The 22322-nt window shown below is 33.5% G+C and carries 23 protein-coding genes and 1 tRNA gene; 16 read left to right on the top strand and 8 right to left on the bottom strand.

Annotation, left to right across the window (positions count from 1 at the left end; all coding sequences use genetic code 11):
* Positions 1-688 (top strand): OmpA family protein (locus V7P59_RS04685; RefSeq protein WP_333808997.1); only part of this gene is annotated, 688 nt, incomplete at its 5' end.
* A gap of 54 nt (positions 689-742) precedes the next feature.
* Here the strand turns inward: V7P59_RS04685 and V7P59_RS04680 are convergent.
* A complete protein-coding gene (locus V7P59_RS04680; protein WP_333808996.1) occupies positions 743-1942 on the bottom strand; it encodes an ABC transporter permease in 1200 nt (399 codons plus the stop codon).
* Position 1943: 1 nt separating this feature from the next.
* Positions 1944-2336 (bottom strand): 30S ribosome-binding factor RbfA, encoded by a 393-nt coding sequence (gene rbfA / locus V7P59_RS04675; protein WP_333808995.1) that lies wholly within the window; start codon positions 2334-2336, stop codon positions 1944-1946.
* Positions 2337-2454: 118 nt separating this feature from the next.
* On the opposite strand from rbfA, the gene mce reads away from it, so the two are divergent.
* The 3 genes from mce to V7P59_RS04660 all read left to right on the top strand — a co-directional run bounded on the left by mce (position 2455) and on the right by V7P59_RS04660 (position 3409).
* The gene (gene mce, locus V7P59_RS04670) at positions 2455-2856 is read left to right on the top strand and encodes a methylmalonyl-CoA epimerase (protein WP_333808994.1); all 402 of its coding nucleotides are present in this window, start codon (positions 2455-2457) and stop codon (positions 2854-2856) included.
* 59 nt (positions 2857-2915) lie between these two features.
* Positions 2916-2989, top strand: a tRNA-Ile gene (locus V7P59_RS04665).
* Positions 2990-3205: 216 nt separating this feature from the next.
* Complete coding sequence (locus tag V7P59_RS04660; protein WP_333808993.1) at positions 3206-3409, top strand: hypothetical protein; 204 nt, start codon at positions 3206-3208, stop codon at positions 3407-3409.
* Between the two features lie 10 nt (positions 3410-3419).
* On the opposite strand, the gene V7P59_RS04655 is transcribed toward V7P59_RS04660, so the two are convergent.
* Positions 3420-4010: a riboflavin synthase gene (locus tag V7P59_RS04655; protein WP_333808992.1), complete on the bottom strand. Its 591-nt coding sequence runs from the start codon at positions 4008-4010 to the stop codon at positions 3420-3422.
* A 58-nt stretch (positions 4011-4068) separates the two neighbouring features.
* Here V7P59_RS04655 and pdxA point away from each other — a divergent pair, with 58 nt between their 5' ends.
* The 7 genes from pdxA to V7P59_RS04620 all read left to right on the top strand — a co-directional run bounded on the left by pdxA (position 4069) and on the right by V7P59_RS04620 (position 10578).
* Positions 4069-5118 (top strand): 4-hydroxythreonine-4-phosphate dehydrogenase PdxA, encoded by a 1050-nt coding sequence (gene pdxA / locus V7P59_RS04650; protein WP_333808991.1) that lies wholly within the window; start codon positions 4069-4071, stop codon positions 5116-5118.
* Between the two features lie 81 nt (positions 5119-5199).
* The gene (locus tag V7P59_RS04645; protein WP_291253001.1) at positions 5200-5739 is read left to right on the top strand and encodes a YceD family protein; all 540 of its coding nucleotides are present in this window, start codon (positions 5200-5202) and stop codon (positions 5737-5739) included.
* 9 nt (positions 5740-5748) lie between these two features.
* A complete protein-coding gene (rpmF, locus tag V7P59_RS04640; RefSeq protein ID WP_231842507.1) occupies positions 5749-5943 on the top strand; it encodes a 50S ribosomal protein L32 in 195 nt (64 codons plus the stop codon).
* Between the two features lie 165 nt (positions 5944-6108).
* On the top strand, positions 6109-7104 hold the full coding sequence (locus V7P59_RS04635) for a beta-ketoacyl-ACP synthase III (RefSeq protein WP_333808990.1): 996 nt from the start codon (positions 6109-6111) through the stop codon (positions 7102-7104).
* A 27-nt stretch (positions 7105-7131) separates the two neighbouring features.
* Positions 7132-7623, top strand: a complete 492-nt coding sequence (accB, locus tag V7P59_RS04630; protein WP_333808989.1) for an acetyl-CoA carboxylase biotin carboxyl carrier protein — start codon at positions 7132-7134, stop codon at positions 7621-7623.
* Between the two features lie 88 nt (positions 7624-7711).
* Positions 7712-9061 carry an acetyl-CoA carboxylase biotin carboxylase subunit gene (gene accC, locus V7P59_RS04625; RefSeq protein WP_333808988.1) on the top strand — a complete coding sequence of 450 codons (1350 nt, stop codon included), beginning with the start codon at positions 7712-7714 and terminating at the stop codon, positions 9059-9061.
* A 143-nt stretch (positions 9062-9204) separates the two neighbouring features.
* Complete coding sequence (locus V7P59_RS04620) at positions 9205-10578, top strand: T9SS type A sorting domain-containing protein (protein WP_333808987.1); 1374 nt, start codon at positions 9205-9207, stop codon at positions 10576-10578.
* Between the two features lie 119 nt (positions 10579-10697).
* Here V7P59_RS04620 and V7P59_RS04615 read toward each other — a convergent pair whose 3' ends face one another.
* Positions 10698-12602: a S9 family peptidase gene (locus tag V7P59_RS04615; RefSeq protein WP_333808986.1), complete on the bottom strand. Its 1905-nt coding sequence runs from the start codon at positions 12600-12602 to the stop codon at positions 10698-10700.
* 93 nt (positions 12603-12695) lie between these two features.
* Complete coding sequence (locus tag V7P59_RS04610; RefSeq protein ID WP_333808985.1) at positions 12696-15911, bottom strand: reprolysin-like metallopeptidase; 3216 nt, start codon at positions 15909-15911, stop codon at positions 12696-12698.
* Between the two features lie 263 nt (positions 15912-16174).
* On the opposite strand from V7P59_RS04610, the gene V7P59_RS04605 reads away from it, so the two are divergent.
* From V7P59_RS04605 to V7P59_RS04585, 5 genes are all read left to right on the top strand, one after another.
* Positions 16175-17437, top strand: coding sequence for a dicarboxylate/amino acid:cation symporter (locus V7P59_RS04605; protein WP_333808984.1), 1263 nt, complete (start codon positions 16175-16177; stop codon positions 17435-17437).
* Between the two features lies 1 nt (position 17438).
* Positions 17439-18131 carry a DedA family protein gene (locus tag V7P59_RS04600; protein ID WP_333808983.1) on the top strand — a complete coding sequence of 231 codons (693 nt, stop codon included), beginning with the start codon at positions 17439-17441 and terminating at the stop codon, positions 18129-18131.
* Positions 18131-19243, top strand: coding sequence for an NAD(P)/FAD-dependent oxidoreductase (locus tag V7P59_RS04595; protein WP_333808982.1), 1113 nt, complete (start codon positions 18131-18133; stop codon positions 19241-19243). Before V7P59_RS04600 ends, V7P59_RS04595 begins: the two co-directional genes overlap by 1 nt.
* A 1-nt stretch (position 19244) precedes the next feature.
* Entirely contained in the window at positions 19245-19985 is a 741-nt protein-coding gene (mtgA, locus tag V7P59_RS04590) for a monofunctional biosynthetic peptidoglycan transglycosylase (RefSeq protein ID WP_333808981.1), read from the top strand.
* 110 nt (positions 19986-20095) lie between these two features.
* On the top strand, positions 20096-20899 hold the full coding sequence (locus V7P59_RS04585) for a TIGR00266 family protein (protein WP_333808980.1): 804 nt from the start codon (positions 20096-20098) through the stop codon (positions 20897-20899).
* A gap of 31 nt (positions 20900-20930) precedes the next feature.
* Here the strand turns inward: V7P59_RS04585 and V7P59_RS04580 are convergent, their stop codons facing one another.
* The 3 genes from V7P59_RS04580 to V7P59_RS04570 are packed head-to-tail and all read right to left on the bottom strand — an operon-like array spanning position 20931 to position 22321.
* Positions 20931-21383: a 6-pyruvoyl trahydropterin synthase family protein gene (locus V7P59_RS04580; protein WP_333808979.1), complete on the bottom strand. Its 453-nt coding sequence runs from the start codon at positions 21381-21383 to the stop codon at positions 20931-20933.
* A gap of 6 nt (positions 21384-21389) precedes the next feature.
* Positions 21390-21569 carry a hypothetical protein gene (locus V7P59_RS04575; RefSeq protein ID WP_333808978.1) on the bottom strand — a complete coding sequence of 60 codons (180 nt, stop codon included), beginning with the start codon at positions 21567-21569 and terminating at the stop codon, positions 21390-21392.
* On the bottom strand, positions 21566-22321 hold the full coding sequence (locus V7P59_RS04570) for an enoyl-CoA hydratase/isomerase family protein (protein ID WP_333808977.1): 756 nt from the start codon (positions 22319-22321) through the stop codon (positions 21566-21568). Before V7P59_RS04570 ends, V7P59_RS04575 begins: the two co-directional genes overlap by 4 nt.
* Position 22322 lies beyond the last annotated feature (1 nt).

The raw sequence follows: 22322 nt of genomic DNA, 5'->3' as shown, positions 1-22322 counted from the left end.
CTCAAGTAATAGAGATGGGGTGGACAACATCTACAAAGCAGATCCAGTATGTAATTTTAGAGCAGTTACAATTGTCAGAGATGAAATAACAGGGAAAGAAATTGAAGGCGCTTTAGTTGTTTTAACCGATGAAAAACAAAATATCCTTTCAAGTTTTACAACTAATAGTTCAGGCAGAACAGAAACAATATTAAAATGCCTTCCTGCTTATATTAGTTATGCAACTAAATCAGGTTATGAAAATAGTAATGTTTATAAGGTTGATATTCCAGAAAAAGAGTTTGGAATTGATATGAAAGTTGATATGACTCTAAAACCAATTACTCCAATTATCACAGAAAGAGAAGTTATTTTGCAACCTATTTACTTTGAGTTCAACAAGAGCAATATTACGGCAGAAGGAGCAGCAGAGTTGAATAAGTTGGTTGCTGTTATGAACGAATATCCAAACATGGTTATCTTCGCAAAATCACATACAGATAATAGAGGAAGCGATAAATTCAACATGAACTTATCTGACAGAAGAGCGAAATCGACGGTTCAATACTTAATCAGCAAAGGAATATCGAAAGATAGAATTTCTGGACAAGGATTTGGAGAAAGCGAACTAAAAATAGCTTGTGCCAAATGTACCGAAGAAGAACATGCACAAAACAGGAGAAGTGAATTCTTAATTGTGAAGAAATAATAATTTATTATGAGATTAAAGCAAAGAAAGCAACTCTTATGAGTTGCTTTCTTGTTAATTGAATAATTTTTTATTAACTGTTCCAGAAGCAATCCAAGAGGAAATTAAACCAAGTATTACAATTGTCATTACTACTATTATCATGTTTTCCCATTCAAAAAGAACAGGATAGGGCATAGTGGGTGTAATCATGATGAATGAAAAATGCTGTTGAAGTAAAATAATTCCACTTGCTAAACCTAATCCAATTGTTAAGCCAAATAATGTAATAATGATTCCTTGAGTAAAAAAAATACTTCGAATAGCCGTTTGAGTTACTCCAATATTATATAGTGTTTTCAGATTGTCTCTTTTGTCTATAATAATCATTACAATCGCTCCCGCTAGGCAAAATAAAGTTAGGATTACAACTAAGGTGCTAAATAAGTAAATAAACAAATTCTCGGATTGTAACATTTTATAAAGCGAATCGTTGAGTTGCGCTCTATTTTTGATTTTAATTGCGTTTCCTAGAATAGAAATGAGCTCATTTCTAACTTCATTTTCGTTTGCGCTTGGTGTCAGTTTGATTTCAATGTTGGTAATTTCATTGTTTTTTAATCCTAAAAAATGTTGCGCTAAATCAATAGAGCAAAAAACATACTTCCCATCTAATTCTTCGTTAATAGAATAAATTCCAGTGGGAAACAATAAAATTTTATTAAAAGCTTCATTTGGATTTTCGATATTCCCTTTTCCCGGTTTTGGTACGTAAGCTTTTAGTGCATTATTATAATCGAATAATCCTAAGCCTAATTTTCTGCTGATTTCTGCACCTACAACAACATTTTCAGATGAATTTTCTATCCATTTTCCAGCATAGAGATTCTTATCAAAATCCGTTACTTGTATAAATTTATTGTCTATTCCTTTTATGTGAGCCACCAATTCTTTGTTGTCGTACATAAAATAAACACGTTCTTCAATAATTTTGCTATAAGAAGCAATGGCTTTGTTTTTTTTAAGTAATCCTTCTTGCTTTGAGCTAATGAATAATGTTTTACCAGATGTGGTTTCTATTCTTAAATCGGGATCAGAAGCATTGGCAAAATTTAAGCTAAATTCTTTCAATCCGCTGAAAACAGACAAGAAAACGAAAAGCGCCATTGTGCTAGCTATAATGCCAACAGAAGCAATTCCCGTGATAATGTTAATTGCTTTATTTTTACTGAAACTTACAGCATAACGTTTGGCTATGTAAAAGGAAAGGTTCAAATTATGATTTCTTTCTTTTTTCTAGTAAATCGGGATTTTCAATTGGATTTTCTTCTCCAGCTAAAGCCTTATCGATTTTCTCAATATAATCTAAACTATCATCAATATAAAAAATCAAATTTGGAACTTTGCGTAACTGATTTTTTACACGTAGCGCCAAATCGTGCTTGATAAGTGGAGTGTTACTTTTTACTGCTGCTAAAATTTCAGCCGCTTTTTCGGTTGGAAAAACACTTAAATGTACTTTTGCAATGGATAAATCGGAAGTTACATTTACTTTTGAAACCGAAATCACTAAATTATTGATGTTATTTTTACGGATTTCACCCTGCAAAATCGAAACTAAATCGTTTTGCAAAAGTGCACCTATTTTTTTTTGTCTATTTGTTTCCATGATGCAAAAATACATAAAAATTAATCAAGCCGTATTGTTTTATAAGGATATGTAAAAGTATATATTTACTCCCTAATGCTTTTTTGTTAACTTTGAACGCGATTAAAATTACAAAAAAATGAGAAAAATTGAACATATAGGAATAGCTGTAAAGAGTTTGGAAACTTCAAATGTTTTGTTTGAAAAATTATTTGGGCAACCACCTTATAAAGAGGAAGAAGTAGTAAGTGAAGGGGTTAAAACTTCTTTTTTTATGAATGGACCAAATAAAATCGAATTACTAGAAGCCACCAATCCAGATAGTCCAATTGCTAAATTTATAGAAAAAAAAGGAGAAGGAATTCATCATATCGCATTTGATGTAGAGGATATTTTAGCTGAAATTTCACGATTAAAAGAGGAAGGTTTTACTATTTTAAATGAAACGCCAAAAAAAGGTGCTGATAATAAATTAGTTGCATTTCTTCATCCAAAAGGCACAAATGGTGTTTTAGTTGAGCTTTGTCAGGAAATAAAATAAAGTTTTAAAAAAGATTTGTTTGCCATAAAAATTAGTCTTAATATTGCAACTTCAAAACTGGTCCTATAGCTCAGTTGGTTAGAGCACCTGACTCATAATCAGGTGGTCCCTGGTTCGAGCCCAGGTGGGACCACTTTATTTTTTAATTTATTTAAGAAAAAACCTATAAAAAGTAAAAATTAAGTTTTTTTTAAGTTTTTTTTTGAAAATAGCTTGTAAAGTATAAAAATATTTATATTTTCGTGTTTTCTAAGTTGATAGAATTAAATATTAACTTATTATTAATAATTCACTATATGCTAGTGATAAAGGATTATAAATTATACTTTTGCCCCCAACGAGAATAATTATGAATAAAATTATAGCAATTATAGCAATATTATTTAGTGTTCAAGGTGTTTTAGCTGCAGGTTCAACTCCACCACCACCAACACCGCCTCCACCTCCAGGTTTACCTATTGATGGAAGTATTATGCTATTGTTGATTTTAGCACTAGGTTCAGGTTATTATTTTTCTAAAAAATATATTTCAATAAAAAAAGGCTCTTTATAAGAGCCTTTTTTTATTTTCTCAATTCATTTAATCGAGTTACATATTTTCCAATTACATCAAATTCTAAATTTACAATTGTGCCAATTTTAAAAGTGTTAAAATTAGTGTGATCAAATGTGTAAGGAATAATGGCAACGCTAAAGGTGTTTAATCCTGAATTTACTACAGTTAAGCTAGTTCCATTTACAGTAATCGAACCTTTTTCGATGGTGATGTTGTTTAGAGATGCGTCATATTCAAAAGTAAAAACCCAACTTCCATTTGCTTCTTTAATATTTGTGCAAATTCCTGTTTGGTCAACATGTCCTTGAACAATATGTCCGTCAAGTCTGTCTCCAAGTTTCATGGCGCGTTCTAAATTTACGATATTTCCAACTTTCCAAGTTCCAATTGAAGTTTTGTCAATTGTTTCTTTAATTGCAGTTACGGTGTAATTTTTATTTTCGATTTTTACTACCGTTAAACAAATACCATTATGTGCTACACTTTGGTCTATTTTTAATTCATGGGTAATTTCAGATTCTACCGTTACATGCAGGTTTTCCTGATCTTTTTCGATTTCTTTTATAATTCCGAGGGTTTCTATAATTCCGGTAAACATAACTGATTTAATTTTACTAAATTTGCACATCAAAAGTAAGCAATAAATCACATTTGTCATGGTTAAAAAAGCAGAAAATATAATTGTAGGAATTTCGATTGGAGATTTAAATGGTATTGGAAGCGAAGTTATTTTGAAAACATTTGAAGATACTCGAATGTTGGAATTATGTACGCCAGTAATTTTTGCAAATGCTAAGATTGTTTCTTTCTTAAGAAAAGAGCTGAATATTGATATTGCCATTCATGGAATTGATAAAATCGAGCAATTGGTTATTGGAAAAATCAACGTGTTAAATGTTTGGCGTGAAGGAGTGAACCTTGAATTAGGGAAAAATGATGATGTTGTTGGAAGTTATGCCATAAAATCATTCGTTGCAGCAACAAAAGCTTTGAAGGTAGGATTGGTAGATGTTTTGGTGACAGCACCTATTAATAAGTATAATATTCAATCAGAAGAATTTAAATTTCCAGGTCATACCGATTATCTAGATAAAGAATTAGAAGGTGATGCTTTAATGTTAATGGTGCATGATGATTTACGTGTTGGTTTGCTAACGGATCATGTTCCTGTAAATGAAGTGGCCAAACATTTGAATGAAAAATTAATTTCGAGTAAAATCAAAACAATCATTCAAACTTTAAAACAAGATTTTGAAATTGAAAAACCAAAAGTGGCGGTTTTAGGATTGAATCCACATTCGGGTGATAATGGTGTAATTGGTCAAGAAGAGGAAAAAATTATCAAACCAGCCTTGAAAAAATTATTTGAAGCAGGAAATATGGTTTTCGGGCCTTTTTCAGCGGACGGTTTTTTTGGTTCGGCGCAGTATGAGAAATATGATGCAGTAATTGCAACATATCACGATCAAGGGTTAATTCCGTTTAAAACATTATCGTTTGGCAACGGAGTAAATTATACAGCTGGATTAAATAAAATTAGAACTTCTCCTGATCACGGAACTGCTTATGAAATTGCAGGCAAAGGAGTGGCTAATCACGAGTCATTTAAAGAGGCAGTTTATTTAGCGATTGATATTTTTAAGAAAAGAAATGACTATCAAGAGCTGATTAAGAACCCTTTAAAAACAAAAGAAAAACAGTTATAAACAAAAAAATGTTTACAACTAGTTTGAATTTATAAATATTTTATATCTTTGCACACCTTTTAAAAAGGTAAAACTGTTGTTATGAACAATTTAAAAGAATATTTAATTCCATTCGTGGGGTTAAAAATAGGGAAGCATCAGTTTGATTATCAAATAGATAATACGTTCTTTAAAAACTTTGATTACGACGAATTTAATGACGTTTCGGTCAAAGTTGATATTGTTTTAGAGAAGAAAAGCACTATGCTTGAACTTGATTTTAAACACAAAGGAACTGTAAATGTGCCTTGTGATGTTTCAGGTGAAGAGTTTGATTTGCCAATTAAGGGAAAATTAAAACTTTTAGTAAAGTTTGGAGATGCCTTTAATGATGAAAATGAGGAGTTGCTCATTTTGCCTCATGGCGAATTTCAAGTAAATGTAGCACAATATATTTATGAGTCCATAATATTATCAGTGCCTTTGCGAAGAATACATCCTGGTGTTAAAGATGGTTCGCTATCTGATGTAATTGAAAAATTAGAATCGCTTTCTCCAAAAGAAAACAAGAAAGAAGAACAACAAAATAATGATATTGACCCTAGATGGGAGAATTTAAAAAAACTATTAACGGATAAATAAAATAGAACAATGGCACATCCTAAGAGAAGACAGTCGTCTACAAGAAGAGATAAAAGAAGAACGCATTACAAAGCAACAGTTGCTCAAATTGCTACTTGTCCTGTAACTGGTGAAGCTCACTTATACCACAGAGCTTACTGGCATGAAGGTAAAATGTACTACAGAGGTCAAGTTGTAATTGACAAAACAGAAGCTGTAGCTTAATTGTATCAAAAAAATAGAGAAAACTCTCACGTCGTGAGAGTTTTTTTGTTAAATACCCATTCGTGTGTGCAATAATGCGCTTCGAATAGGATTCGTTTGAAATTTTTTTTGTAATTTCCACCACTTTTTGAATTTTAAAAATCCAAAAAGAAAAATTAATCGAAGATGAATAAAATAACAGCAGCAATTACGGCAGTAGGTTCTTATGTTCCTGACTATGTTTTGTCGAATCAAGTGTTAGAAACGTTAGTAGATACTAATGATGAATGGATTACCACTCGTACCGGAATTAAAGAAAGACGATTGTTAAAAGAGGAAGGAAAAGGAACTTCTTTTATGGCGATTAAAGCCGCTCAAAACTTACTAGAAAAAGCCAATTTAGATCCTAAAGAGATTGATTTGGTAATCATGTCAACAGCAACTCCCGATATGCCTGTAGCTTCAACAGGAGTTTTTGTAGCAACAGAAATTGGAGCAACTAATGCCTTTGCTTTTGACTTGCAAGCTGCTTGTTCAAGTTTTTTATACGGAATGTCAGTTGCTTCTGCATATATTGCATCAGGAAAATACAAAAAAGTTTTATTGATTGGTTCTGATAAAATGTCATCAATTATCGATTACACTGATAGAGCTACATGTATCATCTTTGGAGATGGAGCAGGAGCGGTATTGTTCGAACCAAATACAGAAGGATTAGGTCTTCAAGATGAAATCTTAAAAAGTGATGGAATCGGAAGAGAATTCTTAAAAATTGAAGCAGGTGGTTCTATTCTGCCTCCTTCAGAAGAAACTGTAAAAAACAAGCAACATTTTGTTTTCCAAGACGGAAAAACCGTTTTCAAATATGCTGTTTCTGGAATGGCCGATGTAAGTGAAAAAATCATGGAACGCAACAATTTGTCACATGATGATATCAATTGGTTAGTAGCACATCAAGCCAACAGAAGAATTATCGATGCCACTGCAAATAGAATGGGATTAGACGAATCTAAAGTCTTAATCAACATTCAAAAATACGGAAATACAACTTCAGCAACCCTACCTTTATTATTATCAGATTTCGAAAACCAATTGAAAAAAGGAGATAACATTATCTTTGCAGCTTTTGGTGGCGGATTCACATGGGGTGCTATCTATTTAAAATGGGCTTATACTAAATAATAACAAAACTAAACTAAATCAATTATTATGGATATTAGAGAGATTCAAAACCTAATCAAATTTGTGGCAAAATCAGGTGCTACAGAAGTAAAATTAGAAATGGACGATTTTAAAATCACCATAAAAACTACTGCTGAAGGTACAGAAAGTACAACCACTTATGTACAACATATGCCAATGGCAGCAGCTCCTCAGGTTGCGGCTCCACAAGTTGTAGCTAGTCCAGCAGCTTCTGTTGAGGCTCCAGTAGCGGCTCCAGCGGCAGACGACAATTCTAAATATGTAACTGTAAAATCACCAATTATTGGTACTTTCTATAGAAAACCAGCTCCAGACAAACCAATGTTTGTGGAAGTAGGTTCAACTATTAGTAAAGGAGACGTTCTTTGTGTAATTGAAGCAATGAAATTATTCAACGAAATCGAATCAGAAGTTTCTGGTAAAATTGTAAAAGTTTTAGTAGATGATTCATCTCCAGTTGAATTTGATCAACCATTATTCTTAGTTGATCCATCTTAATAAAGTTAGAAATTAGAGGTTAGAAGTAAGATTTTTTGCTTCATAATTGTCTAATTGACACATTGTCTAATTGTCTAATTAAAAGAACATGTTTAAAAAAATATTAATTGCCAATAGAGGTGAAATTGCACTACGTGTAATTAGAACTTGTAGAGAAATGGGCATTAAAACAGTTGCGGTTTATTCAACTGTTGATGCGGAAAGTTTACACGTAAAATTTGCTGATGAAGCGGTTTGTATTGGGCCTGCACCAAGTAAGGATTCTTACTTAAAAATGTCAAATATTATAGCTGCTGCCGAGATTACAAATGCAGACGCTATTCACCCTGGATACGGATTCTTATCTGAGAATGCGAAATTTTCAAAAATTTGTCAAGAGCACGGTATCAAGTTTATTGGTGCTTCTCCAGAAATGATTGAAAAAATGGGAGACAAAGCTACAGCAAAATCAACAATGATTAAAGCTGGAGTTCCTTGTGTTCCAGGTTCTGAAGGGATTCTAGAATCTCTTGAAGAAGCTAAAAAAGTAGCAAAAGAAATCGGTTACCCTGTAATGATGAAAGCTACTGCAGGTGGTGGTGGTAAAGGTATGCGTGCTATTTGGAAAGAAGAAGAACTTGAAAAAGCTTGGGAAAGTGCACGTATTGAAGCGGCTGCGGCATTCGGAAATGATGGTATGTACATGGAAAAACTGATTGAAGAGCCACGTCATATCGAAATTCAAGTTGTTGGAGATTCTTTTGGAAAAGCGTGTCACTTATCAGAAAGAGATTGTTCGGTTCAACGTCGTCACCAAAAATTAACTGAGGAAACTCCTTCGCCATTCATGACAGATGAATTGCGTGAAAAAATGGGTACAGCAGCAGTTAAAGCAGCAGAGTACATCAAATATGAAGGTGCTGGAACAGTTGAATTCTTAGTTGACAAACACAGAAATTTCTACTTTATGGAGATGAATACACGTATCCAAGTAGAGCACCCAATTACAGAGCAAGTAATTGATTACGATTTAATTCGTGAGCAAATTTTAGTTGCGGCTGGTGTGCCAATTTCTGGTAAAAACTACTATCCACAATTACACTCAATTGAATGTCGTATTAACGCTGAAGATCCTTATAACGATTTCCGTCCTTCTCCAGGTAAAATTACGGTTTTACACGCTCCAGGAGGACACGGAGTACGTTTAGATACTCACGTTTACGCTGGATATACAATTCCACCAAATTATGACTCTATGATTGCTAAGTTAATTACAACTGCTCAAACTAGAGAAGAAGCAATCAACAAAATGAAGCGTGCTTTAGATGAGTTCGTAATTGAAGGAATCAAAACCACTATTCCGTTCCACAGACAATTAATGGACGAACCAGATTATGTGGCTGGAAATTATACTACAAAATTCATGGAATCTTTTGTAATGAAAGACCCTCAAGAATAAAAAAGCAAAAAGCGATTTCAATTTGAAATCGCTTTTTTTATGCTATATAACTTTAGTTATATTAACAAGCCCTTATAAGTTTAACTTTTATTTTTAGGAATTCATTTACAAGTTTTTTAAATTGCTTAATAAAATTAACGTGAATGATGAAAAGATTTGTGACGATATTGTTTATTATTAGTTGTTTGCGACTTTTTTCCCAAACACCAGTTGTGCTTTGGGAAAGAGGCTATGATAATCCAGAATTAGCATTTGGTAGTATTCTTAAAACACTTGAAGGAGATTTTATTTTGTATGCTGGAGAACAGTTAACTATTAAAATGACAAGTGATAATCAGTTAATATGGGAAACTTCGGGTATTCATACAAATACAATTACTGCAAAAAATATTACTCTTCATGCTGATGGTAATATTTATTCAGTTAAAAATTCCAATCCGTCAATTCCTAATTCTTTGGGTTTATTCCAATATGATAATAATGGAGTTTTAACAAATCAATGGAGTTATCCTCATTCCGATGTTTTGTTTATCACAAAATTAGTGGCAACTCAAGATGGTGGTTTTTTAATTTCAGGTCATAAAACAACATCTGGAAGTGGAATATCAAGAAATGGTTGGATAGCAAAACTTAATGCATCTAAAGTAATAGAATGGGAAAGAGAAATAAGTTCTTCAGATGCAATTCAACTACAAACAGCAACCCAAACCACAGATGGTAATTTTTTAATTGCAGGTCATAAAAAATATGACAACGGAACTTCTGATTTTTACTTGGCGAAAATAGATATTCAAGGAAATTTAGTTTGGGAAAAAGAATATGGCGGGAGTGAAAATGAAGATGTATGGGCGGTAAATGAGCTTGTTACGGGAAATTATATTTTTGCTGGGGCATCAATTTCTACAGATGGCGATGTTTCTAATAATAATGGATTCTTAAATGTTTGGGTAATTGTAACTGATGCAAATGGTAATTTATTGAATGAGCAAATTATTACAGATGGATTTCTCTCGTTTACGGAATCTTCAATAATTGTTGAGTCTGATGGCGGTTATACAATTGGAGTAATTAATGACAACTGTGTTCAAGGTGCTACAAATTTTAACTTACAGCGATTTAATGCTTCCCACCAAAGAATTTGGGAGTTCTGTTCATCGGAAGGTGGTTTGTATGACCTTGTTAAAACTGATGATGATGGGTATATAGCAGTTGGTTTTGGAACAATAAATGGTGTTAGTCAAGCCAAAGCTATTAAAATAGGGATAGTGTTAGATAATGAGAGTTTCGCACTTCAAAATACTAGCTTTTATCCAAATCCTGTAAAAGATATATTGCACATAAAATCTGATATTGTTTTTAATCATATTACCATTTATACTGTTGATGGTAGAAAAGTAATGAGGGAACAAATTCAAAACAATCAAATTAATATAGAAAAATTACCTCAAAATTTATACATCGCAAAATTAGTTTCAGAGAACGAGCAAGAAGTTAATCTTAAGTTTGTAAAAAATTAGAAGTGGATTAATGTATAGAATAATTACAAAAGCAAGTTCAAATTTTTAAATCTTTTCTGAAACTTTGGGATTGTTTCAGTTTCTATTTTGTTTTTGAACTTGCTCTTGCCCTTGAACTTTTAAAGCGTTTCTTTCAACCAACCAAAAAATTCTCTTTGCCAAACCAAAGCATTTTGTGGTTTTAATACCCAATGGTTTTCATCTGGAAACAACAAGAATTTACTTTTTATTCCTTTTAATTGTGCCGCTTGAAAAGCTTCTTGTCCTTGTCCAATTGGTACGCGGTAATCTTTTCCACCTTGGATAATTAAAATCGGCGTATTCCAGTTGTTGATTAACTTAATTGGATTGAATTCGTTATATGTTTTTTGAGCAGTAGCATTGTCTTTTTCCCAATACGCGCCACCTGAATCCCAATTTGTAAAGAAAACTTCTTCCGTAGTTCCATACATACTTTCCGTATTGAAAATACCACAGTGCGAAATGAAGGTTTTGAAACGATTTTTGTGAATTCCAGCCAATTGAAATACAGAATAACCCCCGTAACTCGCACCCACAGCACCTAAGCGCGTTTTATCTACGTATGATTCTTTTGCTACATCATCAATTGCGGCTAAGTAATCATCCATAACTTGTCCGCCCCAATCGCCTGAAATTTGTTCGTTCCAAGCCGTTCCGTGTCCGGGCATTCCTCTACGATTTGGTGCCACAATTACATAACCTTGCGAAGCCATTAATTGGAAATTCCAGCGGAAAGAATACGATTGTGTCAACGCGCTTTGTGGTCCGCCTTGGCAGTATAAAAGCGCTGGATATTTTTTAGTTTTATCGAAATTTGGAGGTAAAATTACCCAAACCAACATCTTTTTACCATCAGTAGTCGTAACCCAACGTTTTTCTGTTTTACAAGAACTAATTTTAGCGTAAGCTTCATCATTAACTTTTGTAATTTGTTTCCAAGTTTTCTTAGCTAAATCATACGAATAGACTTCCGGAGCATGGTTCATATCATTTCGAGTTACTAAAACTGTAGTTCCTGAAAAACCTACAATCGCATTCACATCAAAATCGCCATCGGTTAATTGCGTTACACGAACTGCAATTTTTGTTAAACCAGGGAAATTGACTTCAAAAAGTTGTTTTGTTCCTTTAATTGGTGCAATAAAATACACTTTTTTCCCATCTTTACTCCAAGTGAAACTATCCACAGTTCCATCCCAACCCGCAGTTAAATTAATATCTAATCCTCTATGACGAACAATAATATCATTTTTATCCGCTTCATAACCATCGCGTTTCATTTGCAACCAAGACAAATCACTTTTTGGAGAAAAAATAGGATGTGTATCGTAACCTAAATTAGTTTCAGTAAGGTTTTTTGTGATTTTTGTTGCTAAATCGTATTCGTATAAATCAGTGTTCGTGCTGGTTGCATAAGCAGTTCCCGCTTTCTTTTTACAAACGTAGATAATTTTTGTTCCATCTGGTGACCAAATGTAATCTTCATCACCACCAAAGGGTTTTTGAGGCGCATCATAAGGTTCGTTTGGCATAATATCAATTCCAATGGCATCTTTTTTATTTTCTGAATAGAAAACATGGTTGTGTGTTCCATCGTTCCAAGTGTCCCAATGACGATAATCCAAACCTGTATACACTTGAGCTGTGGTTTTTGATAATTCTGGATAAAGATCTTTTCCTAATAACTTTTCTACTTTAACTTCTTTTGAAGATAGCATAAATTTTCCATCAGGAGAAACATTTTTATCAGCCAATAATGATTTATAATCTTCCACCAAAGTAGCATTTCCACCTTGAACTGGAATCGTATAGTATTTTGAGTTGATTTTATTTTCTTCTATAGAAGGAGTTCCCACTTTGTAAATCAATAGTTTTCCGTCTTTTGAAATTCCTAATGGAGTTACTCTTCCTAATTGCCATAAGGTTTCGGGAGTCATTACATTTTGTGCAGTTGCAACAGTTATACTCATAATACAAGTAATTAGTAAAGCAAATTTTTTCATGGTTGTAAATATTAATGGCATAAAAATACAAAAATATAGCCATAAAAAAACCGCTCCATTACTGAGCGGTTTTGAAATTTCTTTTTATTGGAATTATTGTTTGATGAAACGTTTCATGTTTGTTCCATTAGCGGTAGTAACTTCAATCATGTAAGTTCCAGTTGCTAAATTTCCAACATTGATAATGTTGTTTTCTACTTTTCCATTTCCTAATTCTTGACCAACAGCACTAAAGATTCTGTAAGAAGCATCGCCTTCTAAGTCAGAAATGTTTAATACATCGCCTTTAACAGGATTTGGATATAAGTTGAAAGTAAACGTTGTGGTTTCAACTTTTCTAGCAGTTGAAGTTACATTAATCGTATAATCTTCTACTTGTCCGTAAGAGAATGTTTCACAAGATGTTGGTACACCGTTATATTTCATAGAAACTCTCATTCTTTTTGCCCCTAATGTCGTAGTTGCAGGAATAGTGAAACTTCCGCTTACTGGTGTTGCAGTAGTAGCTGTTCTAGTGAAAACTGTTTCTCCAGCATCAATAAAATCACCATCGTTATTATAATCAATAAATACAGCATAACCTTCGCTATACACAGTGCTTGTCCAAGTTGGAGTTATCGTAATTGTATTTGTAGTTCCTCTTACCACATTTGTAGAAATTGATGTAAAGTTTTCGTAACCAGCAGTTCCAGTGGAAGCATTATTGATGGTTCCAAATTGTACTCGACCAATTCTCTCATCAGCAGTACTATTTCCTTGAGAAGCACAATAAGTAACAGTTGTGTTAGCTAAGGTTGTAATAGTAACAGTATTACTTGAAGCTGATACATTTCCAGCAGCGTCTTTAGCTCTAACTGTGAATGAATAAGCAGTTGAAGCGGTTAACCCTGTTACGGTATAACTTGTTCCTGTTACTGTTGTTAGTAATGTTGTTCCTCTAAAAACATCATATCCTGTTACGCCAACATTATCTGTTGAAGCAGTCCAAGATAAATTAGTACTTGTTTGTGTTGTTCCAGATGCTGATAAAGTGGGAGTAGAAGGAGCTGTAGTGTCTGAAGCTGCTAAGGTAGTTACATTCACAGTATTGCTAGCTGCAGATACATTTCCTGCCGCATCTTTAGCTCTTACTGAAAAAGAGTATGCTGTAGAAGCAGTTAATCCGGTAACAGTATAAGTTGTTCCAGTAACGGTTGTTAATAAAGTAGTTCCTCTATATACATCATATCCAGTTACAGCTACGTTGTCTGTGGAGGCAGTCCAAGATAAGTTTGTGCTTGTTTGAGTAGTTCCAGAAGCTGTTAAGTTGGTAGGTGTAGATGGAGCAGTTGTGTCAGCAGTTGAATCTGCAGTAATGGTAAAGTTTGTATTGGATACATCAAAGAAGATATGATTGGTTCCTTTAATCATAATTCTGTTTTGAGTTCCAGGTGTGTTTGGAATGGTTACCGCTTGCGTTCCATCATTTGGAGTTGCAGCTAATAAAGTTGACCAAGTAGAACCTCCATTAGTAGAGATTAAAATATCTACGTTAGCACAATTTACACCATTTGCAGTTGTTCCTGCAACATTCCAAGTGATGGTTTGTGTTGAACCACCTACATAAGAAACGGCAGTATTAGGAGCAGTTACTGTAAATGGACCCGCAGTACCGTTAACTGTTACAATCATATCATCGCTGTTATTGGCAGAACCACCAGCTCTATTATCTCTAACTGTAAATCTAAAATTCATAGTTCTTGCTACAGAAGGTAATGCTTCAACAACAATTTCAGAACCAGATGTAGTAGTAGCACCTGTTAAAACCGATTGCATTCTTGGGAAATATCGCACTGGAGAAGTAGTTGGGCTATAGGATCTGAATGTTGGTCCAGATGTTTTTGTTGCGCTTGCAGCAGAACTTGCTCCAGTTTGAGTTGAGGAAGCGTTGTCAAATTGTTCCCAAATGTAAGTCAAAGCATCGCCATTAGCATCGGTTCCCGAACCTGTTAACATAAATGGAGTGCTTTTTGGAATGGTATAATCTAATCCAGCATTTGCAGTAGGAATTGAATTTCCTGTAGCCGTAATGGTTGGACACGTTTTAGCTTTAATGTTATTAGTAACTTGTTGAATACTAATTGCATGGAAATAAGGGTCAGAATTCATTTGTACATCTTGACTTGTGATTCCTGCATATCCCATGATAGTTGAACCTGAACCTGGCTCCATGTTAGCTCCAGTGCCTTCATTAGTATGAGAGAATGTATGATTAGCTCCAAATTGGTGTCCTAATTCATGAGCTACATAATCAATATCAAAAGCATCACCAGAAGGAACACCGTTTGCAGGCGAAGTATAACCACTTCCTTTTCCTAGAGGAACTGTAGAAGTAGGATTTACACAAACACAACCAATACAACCAGCATTACCACCACCACCTGTTGCACCAAATAAGTGGCCTACATCGTAGTTTGCATTTCCAATTACATTAGTTAAAGTAGTTTGTAATTGTTGGTTCCAATTTGACATTGAGCTAGAAGCTGAATATGGGTCAGTTGATGCATTGGTATAAATTACCAAGTCAGTATTTGAGATTAAAACCATTCTAACATTGAAGTCTTTCTCAAAAACACCATTTACTCGAGTCATCGTATTGTTGATGGCAGCTAAAGCTTGTGCTTTTGTTCCTCCAAAATAAGCGGTATATTCGCCTGTAACTGACATTGCCAAACGGAAAGTTCTTAAACTTCCATCATCGGCATTTGGTCGTAGAGCATTGTTGTCTGGAGGCGTTACACGGTCTAAAACTGAACATTCAAATTTAGTGAATGCCGTTCTTTTATCTGCTTTTGTGTAAACAGTATATGTTTGCAAATCTTGTGAATAAGGTTCAACAAAAACAGCTGGTTTTCCTGGATTTAATACCATAGATTTAAATCCAAGTGGTGAAGTGCTGATATAGGCACTAGCGGTTGGATTGTCAATTCCAATTCCTATATATGACTTAATTTCAGGATATCTAGCAGCTAATTCAGGTTCCATGTTAGAATTTTCATAAATTCTGAATTGCTCCATAGAACCATCTGCATTTGGTAACGATAAAATTATACTAGATTTTTGGTTTGAAAAACGATTTGGAGCGTTTTTTAAAAAGTTTGTTGCAGCTGAAACATCTAGGTCTAAAAGTTGTTTTTCGGGAAGTTCTAATTTGCTTTCCAGTGCAACTTTACTTCTGTTTTGAGCGGTTTTCCAAAATGTTCCTTTGTCTTGAGCTTGAAGAAAACTCGTTGTGGCTAATAGCGCAATAAAGAGAAATTTTTGTTTCATAATAAATAGTTTGGGGGTTTTAATTGAAACAAATATATTTAAGTTTTTTAAAATTGCAATAGTAAATATTAAAAAAATTACAATAAAAAGTGAGTTATTAATAATATTTATTCTTTTTAATTGAACATATGTTAAAATACAAAATAAAAACACAGGAAAAGTACTGTTTGGTTTTTTATAAAAAAATAAAATAATATTACATTAATCATTTTAAGGTTTTAAAAAATATGCCTATTTTCACAATCTTAAATATTTAGTTAATAATGAAAAAACTGGCGCTACATTGGCAAATTTTACTCGGAATGGTATTTGGGGTTGTATTTGCTTTTTTACTGATTCAATTAGAATGGGGAAAAGATTTTATTGTGGATTGGGTGAAACCCTTCGGTACTATTTTCATTAATTTATTAAAATTGATTGCTGTTCCCTTGATTTTAGGCTCTTTAATCAAAGGTATTTCGGATTTAAAAGATGTTTCTAAGTTGTCTAAAATGGGTGGAAGAACCATCGGTATGTATGTGCTTACAACTATTTTAGCCGTTTCTATTGGACTAGTAATAGTGAACATTATTAAGCCGGGAAGTTATATTTCGGAACAAACAAGAACTGAATTAGTAGCCAATTATACATCTGATGCTAATTCTAAAATTGAAGCAGCAGCAAAACAAAAAGAAGTTGGACCATTACAATCTTTAGTTGATATCGTTCCAGATAATATCATCAAAGCATCAGCTGATAACGGTAATATGTTACAAGTTATTTTCTTCGCAGTGATTTTTGGTGTCGCCATGATTTTAATTCCAGAAGAAAAATCAAAACCTGTTAAAGATTTCTTTGATAGTTTTAATGAAGTCATTTTGAAAATGATTGATTTAATTATGTTGTTTTCGCCGTTTGGAGTATTTGCTTTATTAGCCGCTATTGTTGCAGAATCACCAAGTTTAGATTTGTTTAAAGCACTAGGAATGTATGGATTAACGGTTTTAATTGGATTGTTTTTGGTAATTTGTGTTTATCTGGTTTTGGTAAAAGTATTTGCTAAAAAGAGCCCGAAATTTTTCTTCAACGGAATTTCTCCAGCTCAATTGTTAGCTTTCTCAACTAGTTCAAGTGCTGCAACTTTACCGGTTACCATGGAAAGAACAGTTGATCATTTAGGAGTAGATGATGAAGTGGCAAGTTTTGTATTGCCTATTGGAGCTACTATTAATATGGATGGGACTAGTTTATATCAAGCCGTGGCTGCTGTTTTTATTGCGCAATCTTTTGGTATGGATTTATCCTTGGCTACTCAATTAGGAATTATTGTAACAGCAACTTTAGCTTCTATTGGAAGTGCTGCTGTTCCGGGTGCTGGAATGGTAATGTTAGTAATCGTTTTGGCGCAAGCTGGAATTCCAGAAGCTGGTTTAGCTTTAATTTTTGCCATTGACCGACCTTTAGATATGTGTAGAACTACTGTTAATGTTACAGGTGACGCAGCTGTTTCCATGATTGTAGCAAAATCTGTAAATAAACTAGCTTAGTATGAACGATTTCCATTGGACCAAACTTTTTAATCCTGAATTCTACATTACAATGGAAGTCGGAGGCATTCCTATTGGAATCTACATGGTTTTATTTATCGTTTTTGCTGAAACAGGTTTGTTCGCTGGATTTTTTCTACCAGGGGATAGTTTATTATTTCTTTCTGGAATTTACAGTCGCGAGTTGGTAGAAACTTTTTTCATGATTCCAAGCGATTTGTCTAATGTTACTATTTTAGCTTTATTAATTGCTTCAGCGGCTACTTTAGGAAATATCTTCGGATATTGGTTTGGTGCCAAGAGTGGCCAATTTTTATACAACAAAGAAGATAGTTTCTTTTTCAAGAAAAAATATTTATATGAGTCTCAAGCTTTCTTTGAAAAACACGGAGGAAAAGCCATTATTTTTGCTCGTTTTCTTCCTATTGTAAGAACTTTTGTGCCAATTATTGCAGGTATTGTTCACATGCAGAAAAGTAAATTTATGTTTTACAATGTGCTGAGTTCTCTGTTATGGTCGTTTACTTTGGTTTTCGCTGGACATTATTTATACGGATTTTTCAATGAAGAATTTGGTATCGATTTAAAGAAACACATTGAAACCATTATCTTAATTTTAATTGCCGTGACTTCATTTCCGCTTATAATGAAAGCGATTAAATCCAGAAGAAAGAATACAAATCCAGAAGAATAATGCAACTCAGTTATTGGGAAATAAAAAATTGGTTTTCAAAAGTTGATTTTACTATCGTTGGTAGTGGAATTGTAGGTTTACATACCGCATTAGCGTTGCGCGAAAGATTCCCTTCAGCAAAAATTTTAATTCTCGAAAAAGGCGTTTTGCCACAAGGTGCTAGTACAAAAAATGCTGGTTTTGCTTGTTTTGGAAGTATTTCCGAAATCATAGACGATTTAAAAACTCATACAGAAGAAGAAGTAATTCAATTGATTCAAAAACGATATGCAGGTTTGCAATTGCTTCGAAAAAATCTCGGCGATTCAGTAATTGATTTAAAACCTTATGGAGGTTACGAATTGTTTCTAAAAGAAGATGAATCGTTTTATAACGAGTGTATTCAGAAAATTTCGTTCATAAATGATATTATTAAACCACTTTTCAAAACCGATGTTTTTTCGAAGGAAGTCGATCGTTTTAATTTTGGAGGAATTTTCGAAAATTTGATTTTCAATCCTTTTGAAGCCCAAATCGATACCGGAAATATGATGCAAGCGTTGCTAAAAAAAGCGCATCAAAACGACATCTTGATTTTAAACAGTCAAACTGTAACAAGTTTTCAAGAATTGAATGATGGTGTTGAGGTTGAAACCAACGGAATTACTTTCAAAACTAATAAATTATTATTCACTACAAATGGTTTTGCATCACAATTAACTAATAATCAAGTAAAACCAGCTCGGGCTCAAGTTTTAATTACAAAACCAATTCCTAATTTAGATATAAAAGGAACTTTTCATTTAAATAAAGGCTATTTTTATTTCAGAAACATCAACGACAGAATTCTCTTTGGAGGCGGAAGAAACTTAGATTTCGAAGGCGAAACCACCACTTCTCACGATACCACAGAATTGATTCAAAATAAATTGGAAGCGTTATTAAAAACAGTAATTTTGCCACATCAAACGTTCGAAATTGAACATCGATGGAGCGGCACTATGGGTGTGGGAACACATAAAAAACCTATAGTTGAACAACTTTCAAATAATGTCTACTGCGGAGTTCGTATGGGCGGAATGGGAGTTGCCATAGGAAGTTTAGTTGGACAAGAATTAGCAGATTTGATATAATATGGCAAAAAAAACTACTACATTAAAAAATAAATCTCCAAAAGCACCAGTTAAAAAAAGAACCACAAGTCAAAAGATTTTACGTTTCTTTTGGTTATTGTTTTTATGGTTTAATATCATTAGTTTTTCAGTGGTGTTGCTTTTTAAATTTGTTCCTGTTCCTTTTACGCCTTTGATGGGTATTCGCGCTTTAGAACATAATGCGGCAGGAAAAGATATGGTTTGTAGTCACGAATGGGTTCCATTGGAAGAAATTTCATTAAACCTTCAAAAAGCTGTTATTGCTAGTGAAGATGGACGTTTTTTAGAGCATTGGGGTTTCGATTTTAAAGCCATGCAGAAAGCTTATGAAAATAATGAAAAAGGGAAACGTCTTAAGGGTGGAAGCACTATTTCTCAACAAACAGCAAAAAATGTTTTCCTGTGGCAAGGCAGAAGTTACGTACGAAAAGGTTTAGAAGCGTATTACACCGTTTTGATTGAACTAATTTGGGGTAAAAAACGGATTATGGAAGTCTATTTGAATAGTATCGAAATGGGAGATGGTGTTTACGGAGCAGAAGCGGCAGCAAAATATTGGTATAGAAAAGATGCGGCTAATTTAACTCGTTATGAAGCTGCCGGAATTGCTGCAATTCTTCCTAATCCAAGAAAATACAAAGCAGCCAATTCTTCGTCTTATATCAACAGAAGAAAAGCTAGAATTAGTAGAGAAATTGGTTATGTAAAATTGGATTATTAAGTTTCTCTGAATAATTATAAACAAAACCGAAAGCATTTTATTGTTTTCGGTTTTTTGTTTTTAAAGTAACATTTTAAAAATGATTTCGACTAATTAAGAAAACTAAATTTATGAGAGCTCACGAAATTGATTACCATATTTATGGTGAAGAAATGCAATACGTGGAAATTGAATTAGATCCACAAGAAGTAGTAGTTGCCGAAGCAGGAAGTTTTATGATGATGGAAAATGGCATCAAAATGGAAACTATTTTTGGTGATGGAAGTCAAGACCAACAACAAGGTATTTTTGGAAAATTATTATCTGCTGGTAAACGTGTTTTAACGGGCGAAAGTTTATTTATGACGGCTTATCAAAATCAAGATTTTGGGAAACGAAAAGTATCTTTTGCTTCTCCTTATCCAGGAAAAATTGTACCTATCGATTTACAACAATTTGGAGGTAAATTTATTTGTCAAAAAGACTCATTTTTATGCGCTGCAAAAGGTGTTTCAGTTGGAATTGAATTCACAAAAAAAATTGGTACAGGTTTGTTTGGTGGCGAAGGTTTCATTATGCAAAAAATTGAAGGAGACGGAATGGCATTTGTACATTCTGGAGGAACTTTAGCTCGAAAAGATTTACAACCAGGTGAATTGCTTCGTGTTGATACAGGATGTTTAGTAGGTTTTACAAAAAATGTAGATTACGATATTGAGTTTGTTGGCGGAATTAGAAATACCATTTTCGGTGGAGAAGGTGTATTTTTCGCCACGCTTCGCGGACCTGGAACGGTTTACATTCAATCGTTACCATTTAGTAGATTAGCAGATAGAATTATTGCATCAGCACCAAAAGCGGGAGGAAGTGGAAGAGAAGAAGGAAGTTTGCTTGGAGGTTTGGGAAGAATGTTAGATGGTGATAATCGTTTTTAATAAACAAAAAGAGCTCATATTGAGCTCTTTTTTATTCATTATCGCTTGCATACCACTCAGCGAAAGAGGTTTCTGTTTCTTGAAGGCGAAGCGAATGTAGTTTTATATTTTCCGGTAATAGGTTTTTAATTTTATTAGAAAAATCAATTACCATGTTTTCACTTGTAGGTTGATAATCTACTAAAATAACATCATGTCCTCTCGATTTTAATTCTTGAGCTAACTCGATATGTGGGGTGTTTTTATTAAAAACTGTTGCATGGTCAAAAACATCAACAATTTGCTCTTTTACAATTTTTTTTAAGTCGCCAAAATCAATTACCATTCCAAATTTTACATTGGATACATCCTCTATAGGTTTGCCAATTACTGTTACAGATAATTTGTAACTATGTCCATGAACATTTTTACATTTACCATCGTACCCATACAAAGCATGACCAGTTTCAAAGTTAAATTGTTTGGTAATTCTTATGTTTGACATGATTTATTATTTTAAATTTTGTTCTTTCTTTTTGGCTCTATAGTAAAGAGCATAAGCTAATCCGACCAAGACAATAAAAGGCACGAATGAACCTATTAAAATACCAACTTGATATTGACTATCTGGCGCATTTTTTAATTTTTGTTCTATGTTTACTTGTTGTAAAAAAAGAATTAAGCTTTTCATTTTTTAAATTTTTCTAATGCTTTTTTTGTGAAATCAGACAAGACTAATCGTCCAGAAATTGCTGCTCTTTCATACAATAAACTGTCCCAATTGTCAGTGCCTTCCCATAATACTTCCTTCATATCTGCTAGAGCTTCTTTGTTGTATTGGGCTAATTCATTTATATAATTTTCTAAACGATTATCTAATTCTTCAACAGTATCGAAAATTTCGGTAAATAATCCTTTTTCTTTAGCCCAATTAGCAGATTTCCATAAAGTAGGAGTTAAGGTCATTTCAGCTAAAGCTGTTTTTCCAATTTTTCTACTTACCGCAGGTTCAATCACAAATGGACCAATCCCAATCGCTATTTCAGATAATTTAATATCGCTTTTTTGTGTTGCAAAAGTATAATCACAAGCAGCTGCTAATCCAACACCCCCACCAACAGCTTTACCATGAATTCTTCCAATAATTAATTTAGAACATTTTCTCATGGCATTAATCACATTAGCAAAACCTGAAAAAAATTTACTTCCTTCTTGGTAGTTGGAGATAGCAACAAGTTCATCAAAAGAAGCTCCAGCGCAAAAAGCTCCAGTTCCTTCACTTTGAAGTACAATAATTGTTACATCTTCATTTTTATGTAGCGATTGTAACTCATCGGTTAATTGTTGTAATAACGAACTTGGAAATGAATTACTCGCTGGGTGCGAAAAAGTAACTTTTGCAATATTATTTGCTATTTCTGTTTTAATTGAACCTAATGTCATT

It is taken from the genome of Flavobacterium sp., assembly GCF_036782315.1.
Classification (GTDB): Bacteria; Bacteroidota; Bacteroidia; order Flavobacteriales; family Flavobacteriaceae; genus Flavobacterium.
The sequence above is the reverse complement of the archived record's forward strand: the minus strand, read 5'-3'. Positions and strand labels throughout refer to the sequence as shown.